This window comes from Cupriavidus sp. 05T313 (assembly GCF_056396665.1).
Genome location: NZ_JBFTLX010000102.1, coordinates 1 through 22,650 on the forward strand (window position 1 = coordinate 1; position 22,650 = coordinate 22,650).

General features: G+C 66.3%; 19 protein-coding genes. 8 read left to right on the top strand and 11 right to left on the bottom strand.

Annotated features, from left to right (window positions below):
- Positions 1-7: 7 nt before the first annotated feature.
- Together AC1DKD_RS21485 and AC1DKD_RS21490 are read left to right on the top strand one after the other, a co-directional pair.
- Positions 8-586 (top strand): LuxR C-terminal-related transcriptional regulator, encoded by a 579-nt coding sequence (locus AC1DKD_RS21485; protein ID WP_477143684.1) that lies wholly within the window; start codon positions 8-10, stop codon positions 584-586.
- Between the two features lie 104 nt (positions 587-690).
- On the top strand, positions 691-1,386 hold the full coding sequence (locus tag AC1DKD_RS21490; RefSeq protein ID WP_441625270.1) for an Hpt domain-containing protein: 696 nt from the start codon (positions 691-693) through the stop codon (positions 1,384-1,386).
- 107 nt (positions 1,387-1,493) lie between these two features.
- Here AC1DKD_RS21490 and AC1DKD_RS21495 read toward each other — a convergent pair whose 3' ends face one another.
- Complete coding sequence (locus AC1DKD_RS21495) at positions 1,494-4,793, bottom strand: ATP-binding protein (RefSeq protein ID WP_441625272.1); 3,300 nt, start codon at positions 4,791-4,793, stop codon at positions 1,494-1,496.
- Between the two features lie 518 nt (positions 4,794-5,311).
- Between AC1DKD_RS21495 and AC1DKD_RS21500 the strand changes: the two genes are divergently transcribed.
- From AC1DKD_RS21500 to AC1DKD_RS21510, 3 genes are all read left to right on the top strand, one after another.
- Positions 5,312-6,043 (top strand): glutathione peroxidase, encoded by a 732-nt coding sequence (locus AC1DKD_RS21500; protein ID WP_035870843.1) that lies wholly within the window; start codon positions 5,312-5,314, stop codon positions 6,041-6,043.
- A 148-nt stretch (positions 6,044-6,191) separates the two neighbouring features.
- Entirely contained in the window at positions 6,192-7,637 is a 1,446-nt protein-coding gene (locus AC1DKD_RS21505; protein WP_441625274.1) for a dihydrolipoyl dehydrogenase, read from the top strand.
- Positions 7,638-8,167: 530 nt separating this feature from the next.
- Entirely contained in the window at positions 8,168-8,464 is a 297-nt protein-coding gene (locus tag AC1DKD_RS21510) for a YciI family protein (protein WP_441625276.1), read from the top strand.
- Positions 8,465-8,503: 39 nt separating this feature from the next.
- Here the strand turns inward: AC1DKD_RS21510 and AC1DKD_RS21515 are convergent, their stop codons facing one another.
- The 6 genes from AC1DKD_RS21515 to arsN2 all read right to left on the bottom strand — a co-directional run bounded on the left by AC1DKD_RS21515 (position 8,504) and on the right by arsN2 (position 12,629).
- A complete protein-coding gene (locus AC1DKD_RS21515) occupies positions 8,504-9,037 on the bottom strand; it encodes a hypothetical protein (RefSeq protein ID WP_441625278.1) in 534 nt (177 codons plus the stop codon).
- A gap of 145 nt (positions 9,038-9,182) precedes the next feature.
- Complete coding sequence (locus tag AC1DKD_RS21520) at positions 9,183-9,659, bottom strand: YbhB/YbcL family Raf kinase inhibitor-like protein (protein WP_441625314.1); 477 nt, start codon at positions 9,657-9,659, stop codon at positions 9,183-9,185.
- Positions 9,660-9,813: 154 nt separating this feature from the next.
- A complete protein-coding gene (locus AC1DKD_RS21525; RefSeq protein ID WP_441625280.1) occupies positions 9,814-10,617 on the bottom strand; it encodes a fumarylacetoacetate hydrolase family protein in 804 nt (267 codons plus the stop codon).
- 99 nt (positions 10,618-10,716) lie between these two features.
- Positions 10,717-11,160, bottom strand: a complete 444-nt coding sequence (locus AC1DKD_RS21530; RefSeq protein ID WP_441625282.1) for a BLUF domain-containing protein — start codon at positions 11,158-11,160, stop codon at positions 10,717-10,719.
- A gap of 46 nt (positions 11,161-11,206) precedes the next feature.
- Positions 11,207-11,932 carry a GTP cyclohydrolase I gene (folE, locus tag AC1DKD_RS21535; protein ID WP_477102262.1) on the bottom strand — a complete coding sequence of 242 codons (726 nt, stop codon included), beginning with the start codon at positions 11,930-11,932 and terminating at the stop codon, positions 11,207-11,209.
- 268 nt (positions 11,933-12,200) lie between these two features.
- Positions 12,201-12,629 (bottom strand): arsenic resistance N-acetyltransferase ArsN2, encoded by a 429-nt coding sequence (gene arsN2 / locus AC1DKD_RS21540; RefSeq protein ID WP_045235845.1) that lies wholly within the window; start codon positions 12,627-12,629, stop codon positions 12,201-12,203.
- 356 nt (positions 12,630-12,985) lie between these two features.
- On the opposite strand from arsN2, the gene AC1DKD_RS21545 reads away from it, so the two are divergent.
- A complete protein-coding gene (locus AC1DKD_RS21545; RefSeq protein WP_441625287.1) occupies positions 12,986-14,764 on the top strand; it encodes a hybrid sensor histidine kinase/response regulator in 1,779 nt (592 codons plus the stop codon).
- Between the two features lie 333 nt (positions 14,765-15,097).
- On the opposite strand, the gene AC1DKD_RS21550 is transcribed toward AC1DKD_RS21545, so the two are convergent.
- From AC1DKD_RS21550 to AC1DKD_RS21560, 3 genes are all read right to left on the bottom strand, one after another.
- Entirely contained in the window at positions 15,098-16,357 is a 1,260-nt protein-coding gene (locus tag AC1DKD_RS21550) for an arsenic transporter (RefSeq protein ID WP_441625289.1), read from the bottom strand.
- 74 nt (positions 16,358-16,431) lie between these two features.
- Positions 16,432-18,486: a penicillin-binding protein 1A gene (locus AC1DKD_RS21555; RefSeq protein WP_477143683.1), complete on the bottom strand. Its 2,055-nt coding sequence runs from the start codon at positions 18,484-18,486 to the stop codon at positions 16,432-16,434.
- Positions 18,487-18,495: 9 nt separating this feature from the next.
- Positions 18,496-19,452 carry an alpha/beta hydrolase gene (locus AC1DKD_RS21560; RefSeq protein WP_441625293.1) on the bottom strand — a complete coding sequence of 319 codons (957 nt, stop codon included), beginning with the start codon at positions 19,450-19,452 and terminating at the stop codon, positions 18,496-18,498.
- Between the two features lie 190 nt (positions 19,453-19,642).
- Here AC1DKD_RS21560 and AC1DKD_RS21565 point away from each other — a divergent pair, with 190 nt between their 5' ends.
- Positions 19,643-19,894, top strand: coding sequence for a hypothetical protein (locus AC1DKD_RS21565; RefSeq protein ID WP_441625295.1), 252 nt, complete (start codon positions 19,643-19,645; stop codon positions 19,892-19,894).
- Positions 19,895-19,907: 13 nt separating this feature from the next.
- On the opposite strand, the gene AC1DKD_RS21570 is transcribed toward AC1DKD_RS21565, so the two are convergent.
- Positions 19,908-20,315 (bottom strand): VOC family protein, encoded by a 408-nt coding sequence (locus AC1DKD_RS21570; RefSeq protein ID WP_441625297.1) that lies wholly within the window; start codon positions 20,313-20,315, stop codon positions 19,908-19,910.
- 226 nt (positions 20,316-20,541) lie between these two features.
- Here AC1DKD_RS21570 and AC1DKD_RS21575 point away from each other — a divergent pair, with 226 nt between their 5' ends.
- Positions 20,542-22,509 (top strand): sigma-54-dependent Fis family transcriptional regulator, encoded by a 1,968-nt coding sequence (locus tag AC1DKD_RS21575; RefSeq protein ID WP_441625299.1) that lies wholly within the window; start codon positions 20,542-20,544, stop codon positions 22,507-22,509.
- The last annotated feature ends 141 nt before the right edge of the window (positions 22,510-22,650 follow it).

Consider the following 22,650-nt stretch of genomic DNA (forward strand, 5'->3'; position numbering starts at 1 on the left):
GGCCCAGTTGTCGCAAGTGCTGGGGGTCAGCCATATTCTGGAAGCGGACAATGGCCAGGCTGCAATCGAAGCCGCCAGGCAGTTCCAGCCGGATCTCGCCGTCCTGGACCTGGATATTCCCCGGATCAGCGGCCTTGACGTGATTCCACGCCTGAAGCTGATCTACCCGCCGATCCGTATCCTGGTGATTTCCGGACAAGACCAGGCCACGTTCGCTCCTCGGGTGAGGCACGCTGGTGCCCAGGGCTTCGTCAGCAAGATGCAGGACATGAAGGAAATCGTGCGCTGCGTCGAAGCGGTGATGGCCGGCTATACGGTGTTTCCGGAGATGCGCTACGAGCGCGAACTGCCGAAGGTTGCACAGCTGGCGGACGAAGAGCGGCTCGCTCGGCTGTCGGACAAGGAAATCGTCATCCTGCAGTTGCTGGCCAGGGGCTTTTCCAATAAAGCAATAGGCGAACTGCTATTTATCAGCAACAAGACGGTGAGCAGCCACAAGACCCGCATCATGGGCAAGCTGCAGGTCAGCTCGCTGGTGGACCTGGTCGATTTCGCCCGGCGATATCGCCTCACACCGGCGCAATGACGCCAGCTTGTGGCCACTTGCTGACAGTGGCTCAACAAAATGCAAATGTTCCCGAAGGTAATTTCATGATCCGCGCGCTATTACTCAGCACTACCGAGAGTGGCGTGCAAGCGTTGCAAATCAGCGGACTCGCGACCGTGCTCGCGGGCCTGGGGTTTTCCGTCGAGCACAGGGATGCGGCCGAGCCGGATGCCGGTCCCGCGCAAACCGAGCGTATCCGGCTGGCGCTTGTCTGGCTTGCGCATGACCATGAGGGCGAACCGGCTCGCAGTGACTTCGGCCTGTCGCCGGATAGCCTGCTGTTTGCGGTGGTGCCGGCCGATGCCGGCAAGCGCGTAACCCATGCGGCCCACGGCGCGGCCTTCGATGCCACGCTCACCGCGCCGGTCAATGCCAGTTCACTGGCGCGCGCGCTGGCTGAACACGGGTTTGTCGCGGTGTCGCCGGACGAATGCGCGGCCGTCGGCGCCTTGCTCGATACCCTGGCCGGCGGCGACGCGGATATCGTCAGGGATCTGGTGGACAGCCTGGTCGACACCAACCGCATCGATCTCGCCATGATGCACGCCGCGCTGACGGACGGCGCGTGGCAGCGGTTCGACAGTGGTGCTCATCGGATCAAAGGCTCGGCCCGGATTCTGGAGTGCGCGGCGCTGGTGACACTATGCGGACGGCTGGAAGCCGTTGCGCAGTTCGGTGATCTGGCCGCGGCGCGGGCGTTGTTGCCGATTCTCGCCGCGACGGTGGAGCATCTTGAGGCTTCGCTGCTGGCAATGCGGCCGCCGCCCCGGGCGGCGTGAGGGTTTGGGTGTAGGGGTTGGAGTCAACTTCGACRTCAACTTCAACCCCAACTTCAACCCCAACTTCAACCCCAACTTCAACTTCAAGGTGCGCTTCCGGCGCGCAATCAGGCCGGTGTGGCATCGCCTTGCCCGGCACCATGGCTTGCGCGCAGATGGCGGCGCAGGGCGCGTTCCAGTGCGACCAGCCCCATTGGCTTGACCAGTACCTCGCTCATTCCCGCCGCCAGCGCATGCTGATGATCTTCGCTCTGGGCACTGGCTGTGCACCCGATGATCGGTATCTTGCCCAGGGAGTCCTTGCGCGCGCGAATTGCACGGGCCAGGCTGAAGCCGTCCATCACCGGCATCATGCAGTCGCAGATGATCAGGTCTGGCGGGTGGCGCAACAGGGCTTCCAGGGCAAGGGCGCCGTTTTCCGCCGTATCTACCGCAATGCCTAGCCGCTCCAACTGACGCTCCAGCAACAGCCGGTTAGGCGCATGGTCATCCACGATCAGCACGCGCATGCCGGCGGGGAACACGGAGATGTCGGGCGTGCCGGCAATCGAAGCGCTTTCCTGGGGCGGGGATGCCGAAACTTCGAGGTTCAGGCGCACCACCACCTTCGTGCCGAGGCCGGGCTCGCTCTCAAGCGAGATCTCGCCTCCCATCCTTCGCACCAGGTTTTGCGCGATCGAGAGGCCCAGGCCGGTGCCGCCGGTATTCGCGCGCTCGGGCGATTCCACCTGGGAGAAGGGGCGGAACAGTTTGCCGATTGCTCCGGGGGGAATGCCGATGCCGGTGTCCTGGATGACGATGTGGAGCGCTTGCCAGGCGTCTCGCACAGTGGATCCGTCGAGCCGGATATCCACGCTGCCCTGCTCGGTAAAGCGGATGCTGTTGGAGACAAAGTTGCTGATGACCTGCTTGATGCGCAGGATATCCACCTTGTGCGCTTGCGCCACCGTATCGCCAACGCTGATGCTCAGGGCCAGGCCTTTCTGCGAGGCTACCGGCCCGAACATCCGGGCGAGCTCGTGCAGGGCCTGGCGCAGGCTGGCGGCGCGCGGCTGCAGCGTGAACTTGCCGGCTTCCATCTTGGAGAGGTCCAGGATGTCATCCAGCAGCGACAGCAGCGACGTGGCCGCGCCGTGCGCGGCGCCCAACTGCTCCCGATCCGCGTGCGAGGCATGCTGGCGCGCCAGCACCAGCTCCAGCATCCCCAGGATGGCGTTCATGGGGGTGCGTATCTCGTGGCTGATCGAGGCGAGGAAGGTGGACTTGGCGCGGTTGGCCGCTTCGGCGCGGTTCTTGGCCGCGGCCAGTTCGGCCAGCATCTGCTGGCGCTCCGTCACATCGATCCAGCCACCGACGATGCCGGCCGTGCCGCCATTGGCGCGGCGCAGCGGCACGACCCAGCTGATGACGCTGCGTTGCTCGTTGCCAATGGTCAGGCGGCGGTCGGCACTGGACGGCAGGCCGGTCTGCAGTACGTCCCGGTAGACGTCCATCAGCTCGTCGTGGCGGATGTCGGGACTGATGGCGGCGGTGGCGAACGCCAGCTCCGTGCCGGCCAGCGCGCGCCGCGTCGTGCCAAGTACCGCTTCGTAAGCGGTATTGCAGGTGATCATGCGCAACTGGCTGTCGCGCAGGTAGATCGGCTGCGGAATCCCGTCGAGCACCGCGGTCTGGAATGCCACCTGGTCCTGCAAGGCGTGTTCGGCCGCGGTGCGTTGCGTCACCTGGCGCCGCAGCGAGGTCACCCACGCCAGAAAGAGCAGGCTGACCAGCAGCAGGGCAGCCGCGGCCCCCATCAGCCACGGCAGGAACTGGCGCCAGGCAAGGGGCGAAGGCCTGACTTCCGTCCAGTGCGCGCGCATGGCGCCGAGCTCGTGGGGGGGAATGCTCAGGATGGCCTTGTTGATGATGCCGAGCAATTCAGGATGCCGGTTGCTGACGCCCAGACCGACTTCCAGCGGAACCCCGCCAGTCGCGGCTGCGACCTTGAGGCGGCCAGCGTAGGTCTGCCTGAGCATGTGGCCGGCCATGAAGGCGTTGGCGATGGTGGCATCGGCACGGCCGGTGGCGACCAAGCGGAATGCCTCCTCGTAGGAGTCGGTCTCGCGCTGGCTCACCGCATAGCGGGTGTGTACGAGGTCTTGGATGCCATTGAACGGCGGCCCCGCAATGATCTTGTTGGCGAGGTCGGGCAGGCTCTTGATGCTGTCGTCACCGGCGCGCGTGACGACGACCCAGTTGCCGGAGAAGTAGGGCGCGCTAACCGAGAGACGGGCGGAGCTGGCCTGATGCTGGTTCACCGGCAGGATCGGCACGATGTCCAGGGTGCCATTCTCGACGGCGGTGGCAATGTCCGCGCCGCTGGCTGGCCAGTAAGGCAAGAAGCGTAGCCCGGTGCGTTGCGCGATCAGTTGCAGCACCTGTTCGGTGAGTCCGCCGAGGCGCCCCCTGGCTTCGACAAACTGGAACGGGACGAAGTCGCGCGACACCAGGTAGCGCACCTCCGGGTGGCCGGCGATCCAGGCGCGTTCGGCGCCGGAGAGATTGAGCTTGTCGGTGATATCGAACTCGAGCGAGCTGGCGATCCAGGCGGTTTCGATCTCGCGCTTGAGCGAGGCGGGCATGGCCGCCAGCGTCCGGTCGACGATCCGGCCCAGGGAGGGATCCGCCACGGCGAACGTGACGCCCGCCTGCGCCAGTGGCGCGAAGTTGCGCGCGGTGAGTTCCTCGTACCGGTATTGCTCGACAAGATAGCCTGCGGCGGTAGCGTTGGTGACCACCACGAAGTCGGCATCGCGGGAGAGCTGGTCGAGCGCGCCCAGCAGGTTCTCGAAGGGTTGCAACTGCGCGCCCGGGTAGGCCCGGTGAAGCGCGGCGGGCGAGACTTCGCCCGCCAGGTAGCCAATGGTGCGGTTGGCCTGGTTACGCGCCTTGTCCCTGCGAGACACCACCTCGATCAGGCGATGGTCATGGTAGGGCGCGGTACGCAGGCCGGCGCCGGGGTCGTCCAGCGAGGTGGTGATCAGGTCGACGGCGCCGTTGGCCAGCTGGCTGCGCGCCAGTTCGTGCGAGGGATAGCGAAGGATTTGCGCCGGTATGCCAAGGCGCGCGACCAGCACGGCGAGGTAATCCGCGGAGATCCCGCGGTAGTCCCCTTTCAGGTCGACGAGGTCGAAAGGCGGCAGGTAGTTGCCCACCACGGCTACCCGCAGGACCTTGTGCTTGCGGCGCCATTCGGCCAGCTCCGCATCGTCGCCACGCCCTGCACCGGCCCGACCGGTGGGGGCGCCCGTACCGGGCGCATAGGACGAAGCCAGCCGCAGCTGGGGGCTCGGTTGCGGCGCGCGGGGCGGCTCGGCCGGCAGGGCCGGCAAGCCGTGGCAAAGCGACAGCAATAGTACAAACACTTGGCGGTGCCACCAGCGGGCGCACACGCGCCGGATCCGGGTAGCCGAGCGGTCCGCCGGGTTCGGGGAGGTGCAGATGCACATATGGGAGTTCTCACGGAAGGGGGGCGTGCCGCCGCCTGCCGGTCCGCCCACGCGAGCGTTCGCTGCCTTGGGAGACGGCACGCGCCACAACGGACGCGCATGCGGGATGCCTTGCCCGAATGTAAGCGTCGTGATGGCGGGCAACGTTCGGAAATGTCTGAAGAGACCTGTGGGAATTTCCGAATCCGCGCCAGCCTCGACCGCAGCGTCTTTGTTCCCGGCTGCCATGGGCAGGATTAGCGTACATAAGTGATGTTTAAATCTCATTTAAAGGCATGTGTGGAGTCTCTTAGGGCGAAGTTATCCATGTTCGATAGCAAAAGACAATGATTGTGTTTGTAATGATGAATTGTACAAATCACGCTGCGGCGCGGAAAATCGGGTCTTCGCTGCAACACGCGGCCATCCACCCCCAGTCATCCAGGAGCTCATCCATGCTGCAATCCCGTGAAGGTCAACGCGTTCCCAATGTCACGTTCCGCGTCCGCGAGAACAATGAATGGAAGACCGTGACCACGGCCGACCTGTTCGAAGGCAAGACCGTCGCGCTGTTCTCGCTGCCCGGCGCATTCACCCCGACCTGCTCGTCCACCCACCTGCCGCGCTACAACGAACTGGCGCCGGTGTTTGCCAAGCATGGCGTGGACGCGATCCTGTGCGTCTCGGTCAATGACACCTTCGTGATGAACGAATGGGCCAAGGACCAGGAATCGGAAAACATCGTGATGATTCCCGACGGCAACGGCGAATTCACCGAAGGCATGGGCATGCTGGTCGACAAGACCGACCTGGGCTTCGGCAAGCGCAGCTGGCGCTATTCGATGCTGGTCAAGGATGGCGTGGTCGACAAGATGTTCATCGAGCCGGAAGAGCCGGGCGACCCGTTCAAGGTATCGGACGCGGACACCATGCTGAACTACATCGCCCCGAATGCCAGGAAGCCTGACCAGGTAGTCGTGTTCTCCAAGGTTGGCTGCTCCTTCTGCGCCAAGGCCAAGCAGATGCTGTCGGACAACGGTTTCGACTACATCGACGTGCCGCTGGAGAACAAGATCCGCGGCAAGGTGCTGGGCGCGGTGTCCGGCAACATGACCGCGCCGCAGATCTTCATCAACGGCAAGCTGATTGGCGGGGCCGAAGCGCTTGAGACCTACCTTGTGCGCTAAGCCTGTCCAGACGCAATAACCGCTTCACCGCCGCAAGGCGCGGCGCCGGCATGGCCGGCAGCCGCGTCCCAGTCGGCGGACCGGATGGCAGTGCCGCGCGGTGCCATCCGGTCCGCTGATTGAAGCCGACTTCACCAGGAAACTCGACATGACCGCCATGCAGACCACGCAGACCATGCAGACCACGCAGAAGCAGCAGACCGCTCAAACCATTCAGACCGACGTCGCCGTGATCGGCGCCGGCACCGCCGGCCTGGCCGCCTATCGCGCCGCCAGGGCGGCCGGCAAGCGCGCCGTCATCATCGAAGGCGGCCCTTATGGCACCACCTGCGCCCGCGTGGGTTGCATGCCTTCCAAGCTGCTGATCGCCGCGGCCGAGGCCGCCCACGAACTGCGTCACACGGCGCCCTTCGGCGTGCATGTGGATGGCGAAATCCGCATCGACGGGCGCGAAGTCATGGCCAGGGTCAGGCGCGAGCGCGACCGCTTTGTCGGTTTCGTGGTGCGGGGCGTGGACGGCATTCCCGCCGAGGACAAGGTGAGCGGCTATGCCCGCTTTATCGACAACACGGTGCTGCAGGTCGGCGAGCACACCACGGTGCGCGCCAGCCGCGTAGTGATCGCCACCGGCTCCAGCCCCATGATTCCGCCGCCCTTCAAGGTGTTTGGCGATCGGCTGGTGGTCAACGACGATGTGTTCGCCTGGGACGACCTGCCGCGCCGCGTGGCCGTGTTCGGGCCCGGCGTGATCGGGCTCGAACTTGGCCAGGCGCTGTCCCGCCTGGGCGTGCAGGTGCGCGTGTTCGGCCTGCGCGGCGGCGTGGGGCCGCTGACCGACCCGGCCATCAAGGCCAACGCCGTTGCCACCTTCCGCGAGGAGTTCTACCTTGACCCGGACGCGAAGCTCGGCGAGATGCGGCGCGAGGGCGACGAAGCCGTGATCTCCTTCACGGATCTCGCGGGGAACACGGTGACCGAACGCTTCGACTACGTGCTTGCCGCCACCGGCCGCCAGCCTAATGTGCGTGGCCTGGGCCTGGAGCATACCGGGCTGGAACTGGATGCGCGCGGCGTGCCGGTATTCGATCCGGCCACCCTGCAATGCGGCACGGCGCCGATCTTTATCGCCGGCGACGCCAACGACATCCTGCCGCTGCTGCACGAAGCAGCCGACGAGGGCAAGGCCGCCGGCGAGAATGCGGCAGCTTATCCCGCGGTGCGTCCGCTGGCGCGCCGCGCGCCGATCGGCGTGGTGTTCAGCGATCCGCAGATCGCCATGGTGGGCCAGCGATATGCCGACCTGGCGCGGGACAGCTTCGTGGTGGGCGAGGTGAGCTTTGAAGACCAGGGGCGCAGCCGCGTGATGCTGAAGAACCGCGGCCTGATGCACGTCTATGCCGACAAGCAAAGCGGGCGCTTCCTTGGCGCGGAATGGACCGGCCCGCGCGCCGAGAACATCGCGCATTTGCTGGCCTGGGCTTATCAGCAATCGCTCACTATCGAGCAGATGCTGGCCATGCCGTACTACCACCCGGTGGTGGAGGAGGGCCTGCGCACCGCGCTGCGCGACGCGGCGGCAAAGCTGGCTGGCTGAACCGTAGCCCGCACTCACTTCGGTGCGGCGACGCCCCGTGGGACACCTTTCGGTGCCCGGTGCGGCGCCGTTGTTGCCATGCCTTCGCTGCGCTACCCCTGGAGCCCTTGTCCGCCGGCCTCGCCCCCATTCCCCCATTGACTGCGAGATTTTTCCGAGGTGATCCGCGCCAGCTAATGGCCCGGCCCGGTCGGGGCTGCGTAGCTGCCCGTTTTGTGGGCAGTCCGATAGGGTCCGCGTGCCAGAGCCATTTGCGGAGCTTGTCGACAGTGTTATCCACATAAAGTGTGGATAACACTGCGAGGCCAGGGGAGGCGAGGCGCAAAATCCAGGCGTTTTGTCAAGCCCGGATTGCGGGTTTCTCAAGCTTCACGGGAGCGCGCTGGCGATGGCCGCCGATGGTTCCCCGGTGGCTTGCGCGGCTTGCGCGAAAATCGGCGAAACTCTCCTCCGGGCCTTGCCGGCATGACGCCGGCGGCGCTTCTGGCTATCCCGCCCAACCCAAACGCCTCTTCAAGGACAACCACGCCATGCCATTCCTCATCGAAACCTGGGACAAGCCGCAGCACCAGCAAGTCCGACAGGCAGCCCGAGCCGGGCACCTGGCCTTCCTGGACGCCCAAAGGGCGTTGCTACTGGCGTGCGGGGCCAAGCTTAACGACGACGGCAGCGACGCGGGCGGCGGTTTCTATATCGTGGATGTCGACACCCGCGATGCGGCGCAGCAATTCATCGATGCCGATCCGTTCACGCAGGCCGGGCTCTTTGCCGAGGTGCGCATTACCCGCTGGCGCAAGGCCTATCTGGCAGGGGAGTGCTGCCTCTGACAGCCAGGCCCCCGCCGGACAAGTGGCGCGGGGCCGCGCTCAGCCACCCCCCGCCATCCCCGGAGAATCCGGCGCACGCCGTTCCAGGTTGGTATAGGCATCGGCCGCGATCAGTCCGAACAGGATGTGCGCGAACACGCTTTCCCACCCTCGCGCTTCGTCGAACCAGTTGAAGTAGCGGCCCAGGACATAGAAGTTCACCAGGTAGGCCAGCAGTCCGAACATCGCGCCGACCATGGTTGCCATGCCGATGCTGGAGTCAAAGCGGAACGACGCAATGATCATGGCCAGGATCGTGGCCAGCACCACCGACAAGGCGAAGTGAACCGCGCCCGCAGCCAGCACGATGGTCCAGCTGAACGCATCCGCCGATGCCAGCGCCTCCCGGCCGAGCATGATGGCCGCCACCATCTTCACCGTGCCCCATGCCCCCTGGTACAGCACGAAGCGCGCCGTCAACAACTCCAGCACGACATACAGGGTACCTGCGATCAGGCCGGCAATCGCGGCCGCACGCCAGTCCGGCGCGCGGCGCGCAAAATGGTGCGACTGCATATGCAAATGGAGTTCCATGAGAGGCTCCCGTTCACAAGCGACCTGAAAATCAGGCCCTTGTGATAGTTCTAGCCCATGGACGGGAAATACCAAGCCCGGGCGCGCGGCGAGTCGCGCCGGCGCGGCATCGCAATATGATGCGTCGGGCATCCCTTCGCCGGCGTCAGGAGTGCTTCTGGTACGTCCCCACCAGTTCCGCCTGCGCCAGCACGTGGCCATGCATGGCTTTCTCAAGCGTGGCCTTGGAGGCCTTGCCCAGATCGGGCAGTACCACGTCCAGCGCATATAGCTTGAAGAAGTAGCGATGCCGCCCGATTGGCGGGCAGGGGCCACCGTAGCCCGTGCGGTGCCAGTCGTTCGCGCCTTCGCGGGTGTCCGCGGGCAAGCCGGCCGGCGCAATGCCGCCGGGAAGGCCGGCGCTGGCGGGCGGGATGTTGTACAGCACCCAGTGCACCCAGGTCATCCGGGGCGCGGCCGGGTCGGGCGCATCCGGGTCATCCACGATCAGGGCAAGGCTCACGGCGCCAGGGGGGATACCCGTCCAGGCGAGCGGCGGCGAAGTATCGGCACCTTCACACGTGTGGATGGCGGGGATCCCGCCGCCGTGCGGGAAGGCTTCGGATGTCAGCGTGAGGGACATGGCGCTCTCCTTGCGGGCCGCATGGAGCCCGGCTTGCGGTACGCACAGCAGCACAATGGACAGAACGGCAGTGCGTCTTCGCATTCTGGGCTCCTTCTCTCTAGCCGTCACCCGCTGGTGGCCAGGATCCATGCCGGACCGGGCCGAAGCTGCCTCAGGAGACGGCGCGCGGTGCGAGTTGCAGCGTCAGTTCCCCGCCGTCATAGGTGGCCCGGACAGTACGTGCGCCATCCGCGACGGATACGTCGAACGGGCGGGTCAGGGTGCCCGTGGTGACCACGGTGCCCTTGCGCAGGGTGACGCCGCGCTCCGCGGCGTGCGCCAGCAAGGCTTGCAGCGCTTCGAGCGGATAGATGGCATCATCGCCGGCCAGCGGCAGCGCGCAACGCTCGCCGTCGAGCGCTACTTCGGCGCCATCGCGGACGTCTTCCACGCTGGCGGGGTCGATCTTCCCGCCCAGCACCAGTGCGTGGAAGCCCACGTTATCGGCGGCAAACGCGGGCATGCCAACCGCGACGCGGTCTTCGTACCGGGACAGGACCACTTCGACGGCGACCTGCGCGCTCTCGATGAGCCCGGCCAGGTCGGCCGGCGCGAGCTCGGCCTGCAAGGGGGCCACATCGCGCGCCAGCCGCACCGCGATCTCGAATTCGATGGTGACCACCGCGCCCGCCGGGACGGGTACGGTATCCCCCGCGGCGAAGCAGCGCGATGCGCCAACCTGGCCCACCAGCGGACGCGCCAGCTTTGCACGCCGCATGGCATTGGCGCTACCGACCCCCAGCTTCCATCCCACTAGCGGATCGCCCAGGGCCGCCATGAACTGGTCCTGCACGTCATACCCGCTGGCCAGCGTGGCCGGCTTGGCCTCGGCGGGCAGGTCGCGGAATTGCACGCCGCTGCGCAAGGCGTCGGTCAGCAGCGTCGCCGCGGCGCCGGGATTGAAGGTTGCGCTCACAAGTTCTCCTGGATTCTGGTGATGGATTCGATCGGGCAAAGCATGGGCGGCCGACCACCCATGCAGCGGGGCCGACAGCTTAACCCGGCGCGGGCCGCTTCAGAAGCGATGACGCTCCGAGGTGCGCCCCACGATCGACGCGCCCGCGATCAGCTCCTTGAGCAGCGCCTGCGATGCCAGGCCGCTGGTGCGGTACGGATCGAGTTCGCCGTGGGCGGAGTACTTCAGGATGGTGGCCATATTGACCTTGCCGGTATTGACCAGTCCCATCGCCCAGCCCGCGAATTCGCGTTCGAGTATTTCCTCGTAATGCAGCAGCACGACGTCTTCGTGGCGCGCGTCCCGGACGAGTTGCTGGTACAGGCGCGAGACTTCGTTGCGGCCGCCTTCCAGCGCCTGCATGAAGATACCGTTGCCGTAGCACAGCACCCCGGTGACGCCGTGCTTGGGGTTGTTCGCGATGCTGGTAGCGACGATGGCGTCTACCAGCCCGGGATCGGCCGGCTTGCATGCGCGGCTGGCATAGAGCAGGCGTACGAGCATGATGTCTCCACGGGATAGGCGGGGTTTGCGTGCGGGGCGCGGCGGCTTAGTCGCGCTGCCGGTTCAGCAAGGTCAGGAACTCGCGGCGCAGGCTGTCGTCCTTGAGGAAGGAGCCGCGCATCACGCTGTTGGTCATCTTGGCATCGGTATCGCGCACGCCGCGCCAGTGCATGCAGAAATGCTCGGCTTCCATGACGATGGCCAGCCCGTCCGGGCTCATCTTTTCCTGCAGGAGGTCGGCCACCTGGGTCACGGCTTCTTCCTGGATCTGCGGGCGGCACATGATCCATTCGGCCAGGCGCGCGTACTTCGACAAGCCGATCAGGTTGGAATGCTGGTTGGGCATCACGCCCACCCACAGCTTGCCGATGATCGGGCACAGGTGATGCGAGCAGGCGCTGCGCACGCGCAAAGGGCCCACGATCATCAGTTCGTTGATCCGCTCGGCGTTCGGGAATTCGGTCACGTTGGGCGGGTTGACGTAGCGGCCCGCGAAGATTTCCTTCAGGTACATCTTGGCCACGCGGCGCGCGGTCTCGCGGGTGTTGTGGTCCTGGTCGATATCGATCACCAGGCTGCGCAGCACCGCCTCCATGCGCGACTGCACTTCATCGAGCAATTCGTCCATCTCGCCGGGTTCGACGTAGGCGGAGATATTGTCGTTGGCGTGGAAGCGCTCCTGCGCGGCCTGCAAACGCGATCGTATGCGGGACGACACACTTCCCGCCGCCTGGTCCAGGTCCGGGTGGGGTGCTTGGTGGTCGGATTCCATATCGTGCGGTTCGTGGCTGTCGTTGAGGGATCGTTGCAGGATTGGCGAATGGTCCGGCATGGCCCGGCAGGGAGGATTCCTCATGTCCCGGGTTACCCGGGGCCTGCCATTCGCTTTTTCGCTACAACCATATCCTACGCCAGCACCGGCTAACCTGGGTGCATTGCACGCAACAGCGGGATGGATACGCAGGAGCGGGACACACGAACAATCGCCGCGCACCGATCTTGCGGGAGCCGGGGGTGCAGGCCCCGGCGCGGCGGCAAAGCTACAGCGCGGCCTGCATCACCGTGGCGGATGCCGGGCAGGTTTCGCGGGACAATGCCGTGTCCAGCAATTCAGGCGGCATGCAGGCGCGTTCCACGCGCTCGAAACCCAGGCGAGCAAAATAACCGGCCGCCGTAGTGGTTTGCAGCACCACCGACTGCACGCCGCGCGTGCGTGCCTCGGCCAGCATCGCCGCCACCAGCAATTCTCCAAGGCCGGCCGAACGGGCGCGTTCGGCGACCGCCACCGAGCGCAGCACGGCCACCTGCCCGTAGTTCTCCACGCCGGCACAGCCGAGCAGGCCCGCGTTGTCGCGCACAACCAGGAAATTGCCGATCTGCTCGGCTACGCCATCAACCGGCAAGTCGCAAGCCTGGAGCAGATCCTGTACTTCCTTACTGTCTTTTTCGTTTGCATAGTGCGGGCGCATGATGCCCTCCTGCCCTTCGGGCTGTTCTTCGTATCTTAAGTTCTGACTGGCTTTACGGTGCCTAGGGATACTTCTTAAGTAGATTCGCGTACTGGACGTTCCGCGGCCTAGGTTTCATGCGGAAAAGCGACATCCGGCCCATCCGGGTTCAGGGATTACACTGATGCGCTATCGCGGTGATGTCGCGATAGCAGTTGAATCATTTTCCATCGGGCCAGTGGCTGGTGCATTCGATCCGTCACGTACGTTCACGCGCGGAAATCCACTACCATTCCCAGCAGGCAACGACACCCTCGCACGCCGGGCGAGCTCGCATTCACTCCGGCAACCACTCTCCGTTTCAAGAGCGACATGTCATGGCCGAGATACCCGCTCCACCTTCCGCTTCACTGTTGCGCGCACGCAGCGCGGGCATCCTGAAAACCGATGAGCTTGGCAACCGGGCCGGCCGCTCTCCGGACTATGGCGCCGAATGCGTGGCCTTGCGCCGGCTGGCACGGGCGCTGGTGGCGTCCGACCTTGCTCTGCTGCAATCGTTGGCGGATTCGGCGCTGAAGCTTTGCCGCGCGGGCAGCGCGGGCATCAGCCTGCCCGAAGACGGTGGCGACGATAGGGGGAGCTTGTACTGGACCGCCACGGCCGGCCTGTGCGACAAGCTGGTCGGGCACGCCGTGCCTTGCGAAGATAGTCCGTCCGGCATTGCGCTGGAACTTGGCGGCCCGCAATTGCTTGCCTATCCGCAGCGCCATTTCGCCTGCTTGCCGGCACTGGAGCCGGAGGTGGTCGAGGAACTGGTGGTGCCGATTCCCGGCGATGGCGAACTCTGGGGCACCATCTGGGTGATGTCGCATGAGCACGGGCGCGTGTTTGACGACGAAGATGCGCGCCTGCTCGAAAGCCTGGCCAGTTTTGCCGGCGCGGTGCTCAGCATGTCGCGCAGCAAGGATGCCGCCATCGCGGAAGCGGCGCAGGCCAGGGCCGCGCGCGAAGCGCTGCAATTGTCGGACACGCGCAAGGACGAGTTCCTCGCCATGCTGGGGCATGAACTACGCAATCCGATTGCCGCCATCGACAGCGCGATCAAAGTGGCGCGGCGGATCGCACAAGTGCAGCAGGGCGCCTCCGGCATGCTCGATATCGCCGAGCGCCAGATGCGCCAGCTCAAGCGGCTGACCGACGATCTGCTCGATGCGTCCCGTATCAAGCAAGGCAAGGTGCCGATCGTGCGCACCCATGGCAATGTGCAGGATATCGTGGGCGATGCCTTGTCGTCGGTGGCATCGGATATCGAATGGCACGGCAATACGCTGACCACGGACCTGCCCGCGGCACCGGTGACGGTCTATGCCGATACGGCGCGGCTCACGCAGGTGGTCACCAACCTGCTGTCCAATGCGATCAAGTACACGCCGCGCGGCGGTACCATTGCCTTGTCGGTCCAGGCCGAAGCGTCGCCCCCCGGCGACGCGCCGGTAGCCGTTGCCGGCCAAGATTGTTTCGATACGCTGGTGATCACGGTCAAGGATGACGGCATCGGCATCGATCCGGACTTCCTGCCAAACGTGCTGGACATGTTCAGCCAGTACGCAGCAGATGCCCAAGGTGGCGGACTCGGCGTCGGGCTGGCCATCGTCAGGCGCATGGTTGAACTGCACAATGGCACGGTGACGGTGCACAGCGATGGCAAGGGCCTCGGCACCCTGGTGCAGGCGCGGCTGCCCGTGGTCTGCGCCGGTCCGGTAGAGGCCGGCGCCGCGCAGCCCGGCACCCTTCCGGCGCTGCGTATCCTGCTGGTTGACGACAACACCGAAGCCCTGCGCGCGCTGGGCATGTTGCTCGAACTCGACGGCCACGAAGTCAGGCTGGCGGCCAGCGGCGAGGACGCGCTGGATATCGCCGGCGGCTTTACGCCCGACGTGGCGCTGATCGATATCGGCCTGCCGGGTATCGACGGTTTCCAGCTGGCGCAAAGCCTGCGCGCGCTTCCCGCGTTCGCGGGCACCCGCCTGGTGGCGCTGAGCGGCTACGCCTCCGAAGCCGACAAGGCGCGAGGCGCGGCGGCCGGCTTCGATTTCCACCTGGCCAAGCCGCTGGCGATGGACGCCCTGGCGAGTATCCTGTCACGTGGCCGATGAAGGGTCGCCGATGTTTTTCGGGACCTTATTCGTCACAAATCTGTAGGACGGCACACCCGCCAAATCAGAGATCTCCCGACGGCAGTGTTGTGCCGGCCACGCCATACTTGGGAGACGCCAACACCAGTTGCCGTCGATGCTTGCCTTCCTCTTGCTAACCCTCGCAGGCCTCGGGGTGTTCGTTATCGTCATCTACCTGGCCATGTAAGCCCGCAACCCCGGCCGTCCCGGCCTGGCCAGGAAAACGCCGGCCGCCGTGGCCCACGGCCGATCCGGCCTGAGGCGAGGCATTGGTTAGTGTGCGCATTCGAGCGAGCGCCGGGGACAGGGCGGTCAGAGCAGCAATGCCGCCAGCGCCGGCACCAGCGCCAGCGGCATCACCACCGCGCCGATACGCAGGAACTGCACCGCGCCGACCATCTGGCCCTCGCGCCGCAGCGCCGTCAGCCATAGCAGGGTCGCCAGCGAGCCGGTGACGGACAGATTGGGGCCAAGGTCGATGCCAATCAGCACCGCGTCAGTGACTTGCGCGGAGGCATGGCTGGCCGCCAGTGCCGACGAGGCGAACAGCCCGGCCGGCAGGTTGTTGACCACGTTGGACACCAGGGCCACCGTGCCCCCGGTCACCCATATGCTGGCCGCCGGAGACTGTTGCGACAGCGCCTGCACCAGCTGGGCGAGTTTCCCGATCAGACCGGTCTGCTCCAGGCTGGCCACCAGTACGAACAGGCCCGCCACCAGCGGCAGCACGCCCCAGGAAATCTCGCGAAGCGCCGGCAGGCACAGGCCGGGGCGGCGCGCGCAGACCAGCAGCAGCGTCGCCACGCCGGCCACGCAGGTCGGCCAGCCCAGGTCGGCGCCCAGCAACGATGCCACCAGCAGCACAAGTCCCATCGCCACGATGCCGACGGCGGTCAGTTTGGCCTCGATCGTCAGGGGCGGCACCGCCACGTCGGTCGCGATGCGCTCCTTCAGGGCGTGGCGCTGGGTCCAGTAAAGCGCGGCAAAGGTCGCGGCGATGGCGACGGCCGACGGCAAGGCAAAGCGCGCCAGCCAGCCCGGCAGCGTGGGCATGTGCGCACCGAAGATGACGAGGTTGGCGGGATTCGAGATCGGCAGCACGAAGCTCGCTGCGTTGGCAATGAAGGCGCAACTGTAGAGATAGGGCAGGGGATGCCTGACCCTGGCGGCGCGGGTGGCGGCGAGGACAGCCGGCGTCAGCACCACCGCGGTGGCATCGTTGGACATGAACACGGTGACCAGCGTGCCGAAACCATACACCAGCACGAACAGCCGCCGCGCCGATCCCCCGGCCTGGCGCACCGCCACCGCCGCTACGTGGTCGAACAGCCCGGTCTTGCGCGCCAGTTCGGACGCCAGCATCATGCCGCCGAGAAACAGGTACACATCGTAGCCGCGTGCCACGGCGGCCAGCGCATCGGGCACCGCAAGCAGGCCTGTCACGCACAGCAACAGTGCGCCCGCGACGGCCCAGACGGCCTCGGGCAGCCGGAAGGGCCGCATGATGACGCCCATAGTGGTGGCCGCTGCCACCGCCCAGATCAGTGGGCCGCTGTAGGGGGAGATGTTCATCGGGTGCGCTCAGGCAGCAGGTGATCGTTCATGTTGTGGGCTGTTTTCGTGCGCGGGGGCAGCGCCCGCGCTCGTCAGGTGCTGGGCAGCGACGGACGGGGCGTGGTCCCTGGCGGGACGGGGGACGTGGATGCCCTGACAGGTTCCGCTGGTCCGGCGGCCGCGGGCGGGGCGGCCATCCCGACGGGCTCGGTTGCGGGATCGGGCTGTGCCGGCGGCGGGAAACCAAGCGCTGCGATGCCGTGGCTGCCATCCGCATACTCCGGATAAATCCAGTCGTCGCCACTGCGCACCAGGTTTTTCGGCACCACGTATTCCGCCTCGGRCTGGCCGGCCAGCCGGCCTTCCATGTAGTTCGCCCAGATCGGCAGGGCCGTGGTGGCGCCGAATTCGTGTCGGCCCAGGCTGCGGTTGTCGTCGAAACCCATCCACGCCACCGTGACGATGCCAGAGGCATAGCCGGCAAACCAGCCGTCGACCGAATCGTTGGTGGTGCCGGTCTTGCCGGCCACATCCGCGCGCCGCAGGTAGCGCTGCAGCCCGGCGCCGGTGCCGCTGGTCACCACACTGTGCAGCAGGCTGTTCATCACATAGGCGTTGCGCTCGGGGATGACGCGGCGCGGCTGGGGCTCGCTGTCCGCGGTGAACAGCACATTGCCCGCGCCGTCGCTGATGCGCTCGATCAGGTAAGGCTCGGTGCGGTAGCCCTCGTTGGCGAAGACGCCATAGGCGGCGGCGAGCCGCAGCGGCGTGGTGGTGCCGGTGCCCAGCGCCATCGGCAGGTAGCGCGGCAGGCGTTGCTCGGAGAAGCCGAATTTGCCGGCGTAGTCCACCGCGTAGGGAATGCCGATGGCCTGCAGGGTGCGGATGGCCGGCAGGTTGCGCGACTCGGCCAGCGCCTGGCGCACGCTGACGGCACCCAGGAAGCGGCCATCGTCGTTGCCCGGTTGCCACCGCGACGAGCCGTCCAGCGGCGCGTCGTTGATCATCGTGGTGGCCGATACACCGCGCTCCAGCGCGGCGGAGTAGATGAAGGGCTTGAAGGTCGAGCCCGGCTGGCGCAGCGCCTGCGTGGCATGGTTGAAGCGGCTGGTGGCAAAGTCCGCACCGCCGATCAGTGCCTCGATGGCGCCCGACCTGCTGTCCAGCGAAACCAGCGCGGCCTGCTGTCCGCGGGCGTCGCCGTGGCGCTTGCCGTACTGGTCGAGCCCTGCGTGCACGGCCTCGTAGGCCAGGCTTTGCCTGACCGACGATACCGTGGTGTAGACGTTCAGGCCGCGGGTATAGGCGGCTTCGCCGAAACGGTCGTAGGCAAGCTGGCGGGCCAGTTCCGCCACGTACTCGGCGTGGCCGCCGAAATGGCCGCCATTGGATCCCGCCACCTGCAGCCGTTCGGACCGCGCCGCCTGGTACTGATCGTGCGAGATCATGCCCAGCGCCTGCATCCGCCCCAGCACATATTGCTGGCGCAGCCTGGCGCGGGGAAAGTTGACTACCGGATTCATGGTCGACGGCGCCTTGGGCAAGCCCGCCAGCATCGCGGTTTCCGCCAGCGAGAGCGCTTCCAGCGGCTTGCCGAAATAGGTCTGGGCCGCGCTGCCGAAACCGTACGCATGTTCGCCCAGGTAGACTTGGTTCATGTACAGCTCGAGGATGCGGTCTTTCGGCAGGGAACGGTCGATCTTCCATGCCAGCAGGATTTCATACCACTTGCGCGCCAGCGTCTTCTCGCGCGACAGGTAGAAATTGCGCGCCACCTGCATGGTGATGGTGGAGGCGCCCTGGGCGTAGCCCTCGCCGATATTGGCGAGCGCGGCGCGGAAGATCCCGGGGACATCGACGCCGGCGTGCTGGTAGAACTGATCGTCTTCCGCCGCCAGCAAGGCATTGGACATCTGCCTGGGCATGCGATCCAGCGGCACGAATTCGCGGTGCTCGTTACCGAACTCGCCGATCAGCACGTTGTCGCTGGTAAAGATCCGCAGCGGTACGTCGGGGCGGTAATCCCGCAGCGCATCGACATCGGGGAGTTGGCGCAGGCTCACCACGGCGGCGAACCCAACTAGCAAGGTGGAGGCTGCAGCCAGCGCCAAAGCGGCGCTTGCTGCCTTTACAACGACTCTTTTCATTCGCGCATTCTACCTTTTGGCAAAAACCGGGTAGCCGGCCACGCCGTCCGGGGCTTCCGCCGCTGTCAGGCTGTCCCCGTTGTCTTGTGAATCTTCCGGTGCTGCCGGCCGGGTGCCGGGTTTGCCGACCTGCTGCGCGAATTGCGCCAGCGCGCGCCAGGTCTCGGCGCGCTCGATGATGGTGGAGTGGTCGGTGCCCGGCATCGTCTGCCGCGCCACTTGGCCGGGCCATGCCGCGATCAGGCGCTCCGAGCATTCGTGCGGTACCACCTCGTCGGTCTCGGCAAGCAGCACCTTGGTGCTCTGCACCACCTTCTTGCAGTGGGAAATCGAATCGAAGTGATGGCGCATCAACTGCCGCAGCGGTACCAGGGGGAAGCGCTTGCGCACGATTTCCAGCATCGAGTCATAGGGCGTGATCAGCTGCAAGCTCTCAAAATCCTGCAGGTCGGCCAGCTGGATGGCCACGCCCGTGCCGAGGCTGCGGCCGACCACATGCACGCGCGTGCCCGGAAACATGCGGCGCAGGTGCAGCAGGAACTGGCTGGCGTCCGCCACGGCGGCGGCTTCCGAGGGCTGGCCGTCCGAATGGCCCAGGCCGCGGTAGTCCATGGTGGCAAAGCCCACGCGCGGCGGCAGCCATTCCAGGTACTGCATGGTGTCCAGCACGTCCTCGCCGCGGCCGGGCAGGTAGAACAGGAGGTCGCGCGCCGTGTTCGTGTCCGGTACGGTTTCCCCTGTTTGCACGTCCAGCACGCCCTGCGTGCCATAGACGTAGCCGCGCAGCAAGCCGCCCGGCACTTCATGCGAATAGGCGGTAATGCCATCGGGCAGCTCACGCGGGGGGCGGCGGCGCGCGTCGAACAGCAGCCGGTCCTGGTTCAGCGCCAGGTATGTCCAGTAGCAGGTAAAGCCGCCTGCGGTCAGCAGTACGGCGGCGAGCGCCTTGCGTGTGTGGGATGGCATGCTGGATTCGGAGGGTTTGTTCTGCCTGACTTCTCTGCTTCGCTTGACAGCGCAATGCGGGGCGTTTCGTGGTGGATCCCTGGCGATTTTCCGGGGCCACGGCATTCGACCCGGCTTGGCCCCCGCAAGTTCTTGTACGATACGCTTCACATCAACGGCGGCCGGTGCGGCCGCGCACGGAGCCAGAGGCATGACCGACCAGAACAACCAGAACGACGAACAAAAGCGCGCCGAAGAAGCGCAGGCGATGGACCGCGTGGTCAACGCAACGCGGCAGGTGCAGGTGGCCTTTGCCGCGCTGCAGGGGCAGTTCGCGCCACAAGGCAGCGGCAAGCCGTCAAAGATGGCGCTGCAGACATTCGACGCCGCCTTGCAGGCGCTGGAAGATGCGCAAGCGGCATTCGACGAGGTCCTCAACGACCTGCTCGACGGCAAGCGGTGAGCCCGTCCGGCGCTCAGTGCGCCGGATAAGCCGCCACTTCGATCAGGTTTCCGTCCGGATCGCGGCAATACACCGAGGTCATCGGGCCGAGCGCGCCGGTGCGCTGCGCCGGCCCGGCCTCGATCGGCACGTGATGCGCCAGCCAGTGCGCGATCACGCTCTCCAGCGTGTTGTGGGTGATGAAGCAAAGGTCGTCGCTGCCGGCGGTGGGATGCGTGCCGGTGAACCAGGCCACCGTATCGGTGCCGATGGGGCGCAGGTTGATCTTCTGCTGGCCGAAGCGCACCGAGACCCGTTTGCCGGTGCGGGATTCGAAGTCCTCGCGCCGCATGCCGAGCACGCTCTCATACCACGCCGCGCTGGTCTCGACGTCCTTCACGTTGAGGACGATATGGTCGAAACGGTCTATCACAATACTCATCTTGCGCCTTTCGAGGAAGTGAAACGAGTCTGACGAGAAAGGGACGGGGCGCGATCGCGCGTGCCGGAAAACAGGTACTTTACACCCGACTTCCTGATCGCGCGTGCCCGTGGCGCCGGCGGCTTGTGATAAGGTTCCGCGGCAAGGTCGCCACGCCGCCCGCCAGGCCGGCGCAGAGACGGCCTGACCCGGCCCGGCCGGGATCCAGAACAGGAGACCTGCCGTCATGAGCAGCATGCTAGCCAACCACGCCGCGGCGTCGGACGACGATCCGGAGCGCCGCGCCCTGATTGCCCGCGCCCACGCGCGCTCCGCCGGCTTCGGCCTGGAAGCGGTGCATGCGGCGGACTACCACCCGCTAGGGGGGCGCGCACTGCATGAACTGGTCGACGCCAACCAACTCCTCTACAAGCATGCGCTGCCGGTCATGGAGACCCTGCACGCGCAGATCGCCAACACCGAAAGCATGGTGCTGCTGACCGATAGCGGCGGCGTGATCCTGCACAGCCTGGGCGATGGCGATTTCGCCGACAGGGCCAGGCGCGTGGCGCTGGCACCGGGCGTATCGTGGGCGGAGTCGAGCAAGGGCACCAACGCGATCGGCACGGCGCTGGCCGAGGCCCGTCCCACGGTGGTCCATGCCGATGAGCACTTCCTGCGCGCCAACCGCACGCTGACCTGTTCCTGCGCGCCGATCGCCGGGCCGTTCGGCCGGGTCCTGGGCGCGCTGGATGTCAGCGGCGATCATCGCGGCTTCCACAAGCACACCATGGCGCTGGTGCGGATGTCGGCACAGATGATCGAGAATCACCTGTTCGCCACCCATTTCACCGACGCCGCGCTGGTGCGCTTTCATGCGCGGCCCGAGTTCGTCGGCACGCTGTTCGAAGGCATGGCGGCATTCGCTGCCGACGGCACTTTCCTCGCGGCCAACCGCAGCGGCCTGTTCCAGCTGGGCTTGTCGCCCGATGCGCTGGAGCGCCACAGCTTCGCCGCCTTGTTCGGCTTGCCGCTGGGTGTCGCGCTCAAGCAGGGCGACGAGGCCCGCGGGCAGTTGCTGACGCTGACCTTGCCGAGTCGCGTGCTCGTGTTCGCGCGGATGGCATTGCTGGCGCCGGCCCGGCGCGTATCACACACAGCGCCCGCTGCGCCCGCGGCACGCACATCCGCCGCCGGGCCGGCCTCGGCGCTGGCTGCTCTCGATACCGGCGACGCCCGCATGGCGGCCGTGCTGCAGCGGGTCAACAAGGTACACGGGCGCGATATCCCGATCCTGGTGCTGGGGCGCACCGGCACCGGCAAGGAATGGCTGGCGCGGGCCATTCATCGCGACTCGCCGCGTGGCGCGGCGCCGTTCGTGGCTGTCAACTGCGCGTCCATCCCGGAATCCCTGATCGAGGCGGAACTGTTCGGCTACGAGGACGGCGCGTTCACCGGCGCCCGGCGGCGAGGCAGCCCGGGCAAGCTGGTGCAGGCGCATGGCGGCACCTTGTTCCTCGACGAGATCGGCGACATGCCGCTGGCACAGCAGGTAAGGCTGATGCGCGTGCTGCAGGAGCGCGCGGTGACGCCGCTGGGTGGCGCCCGCGCGATACCGGTGGATCTGCGCATCATCTGCGCCACCCACCGCGACCTGCGCGCGATGATCGCGGCCGGTACGTTCCGCGAGGATTTGTACTACCGGATCAATGCGCTGGCGGTCACGCTGCCCGCGCTGCGCGACCGCACCGACCTGCCGGTCCTGGTGGAACGCATCCTGACGCAACAGCTCGCGCAGGCGGACCATGCCGCGCATGCTGGTGCGCATCCAAGCCAGATCGCGGCGGACGTGCTGGCACGTTTCCAGCGGCATCCGTGGCCGGGCAACCTGCGCCAGATGGTCAACGTGCTGCGCACCGCGGCCATCATGGCCGAAGGCGAGGACGAGATCCGGGTGGAGCATTTGCCGGAGGATTTCGAGGACGACCTGGTACCGGATGCGTACGGGGACGCGCAGCGAGCGATGGACAGCGATGACAATTTGGCCAGCGTCGCACAGGTGCGGCCAACCGACGCCCCCGAGCGCCTGCGCGATCGCGAAGCCGCCATGATCCGCCAGGCGCTGGCACGCCACGGCGGCAACATCAGCCTGGCCGCGCGCGAGCTGGGCTTGTCGCGGAACACGATATACAGACGGCTGAAGCGTGGCAGTTGAATCGTGGCCCACCAGCCGCCCCCACGCGATGCGAAGCGAGCCGTCAAGGTGTACCAGGCCGTATGGGGCGCCTCGTCGTCAGGCAAAAAGAGCGGAAAAGAGGGGGCCATGTTTGAGTATCGCCTTAAGGCGATGCGAGTT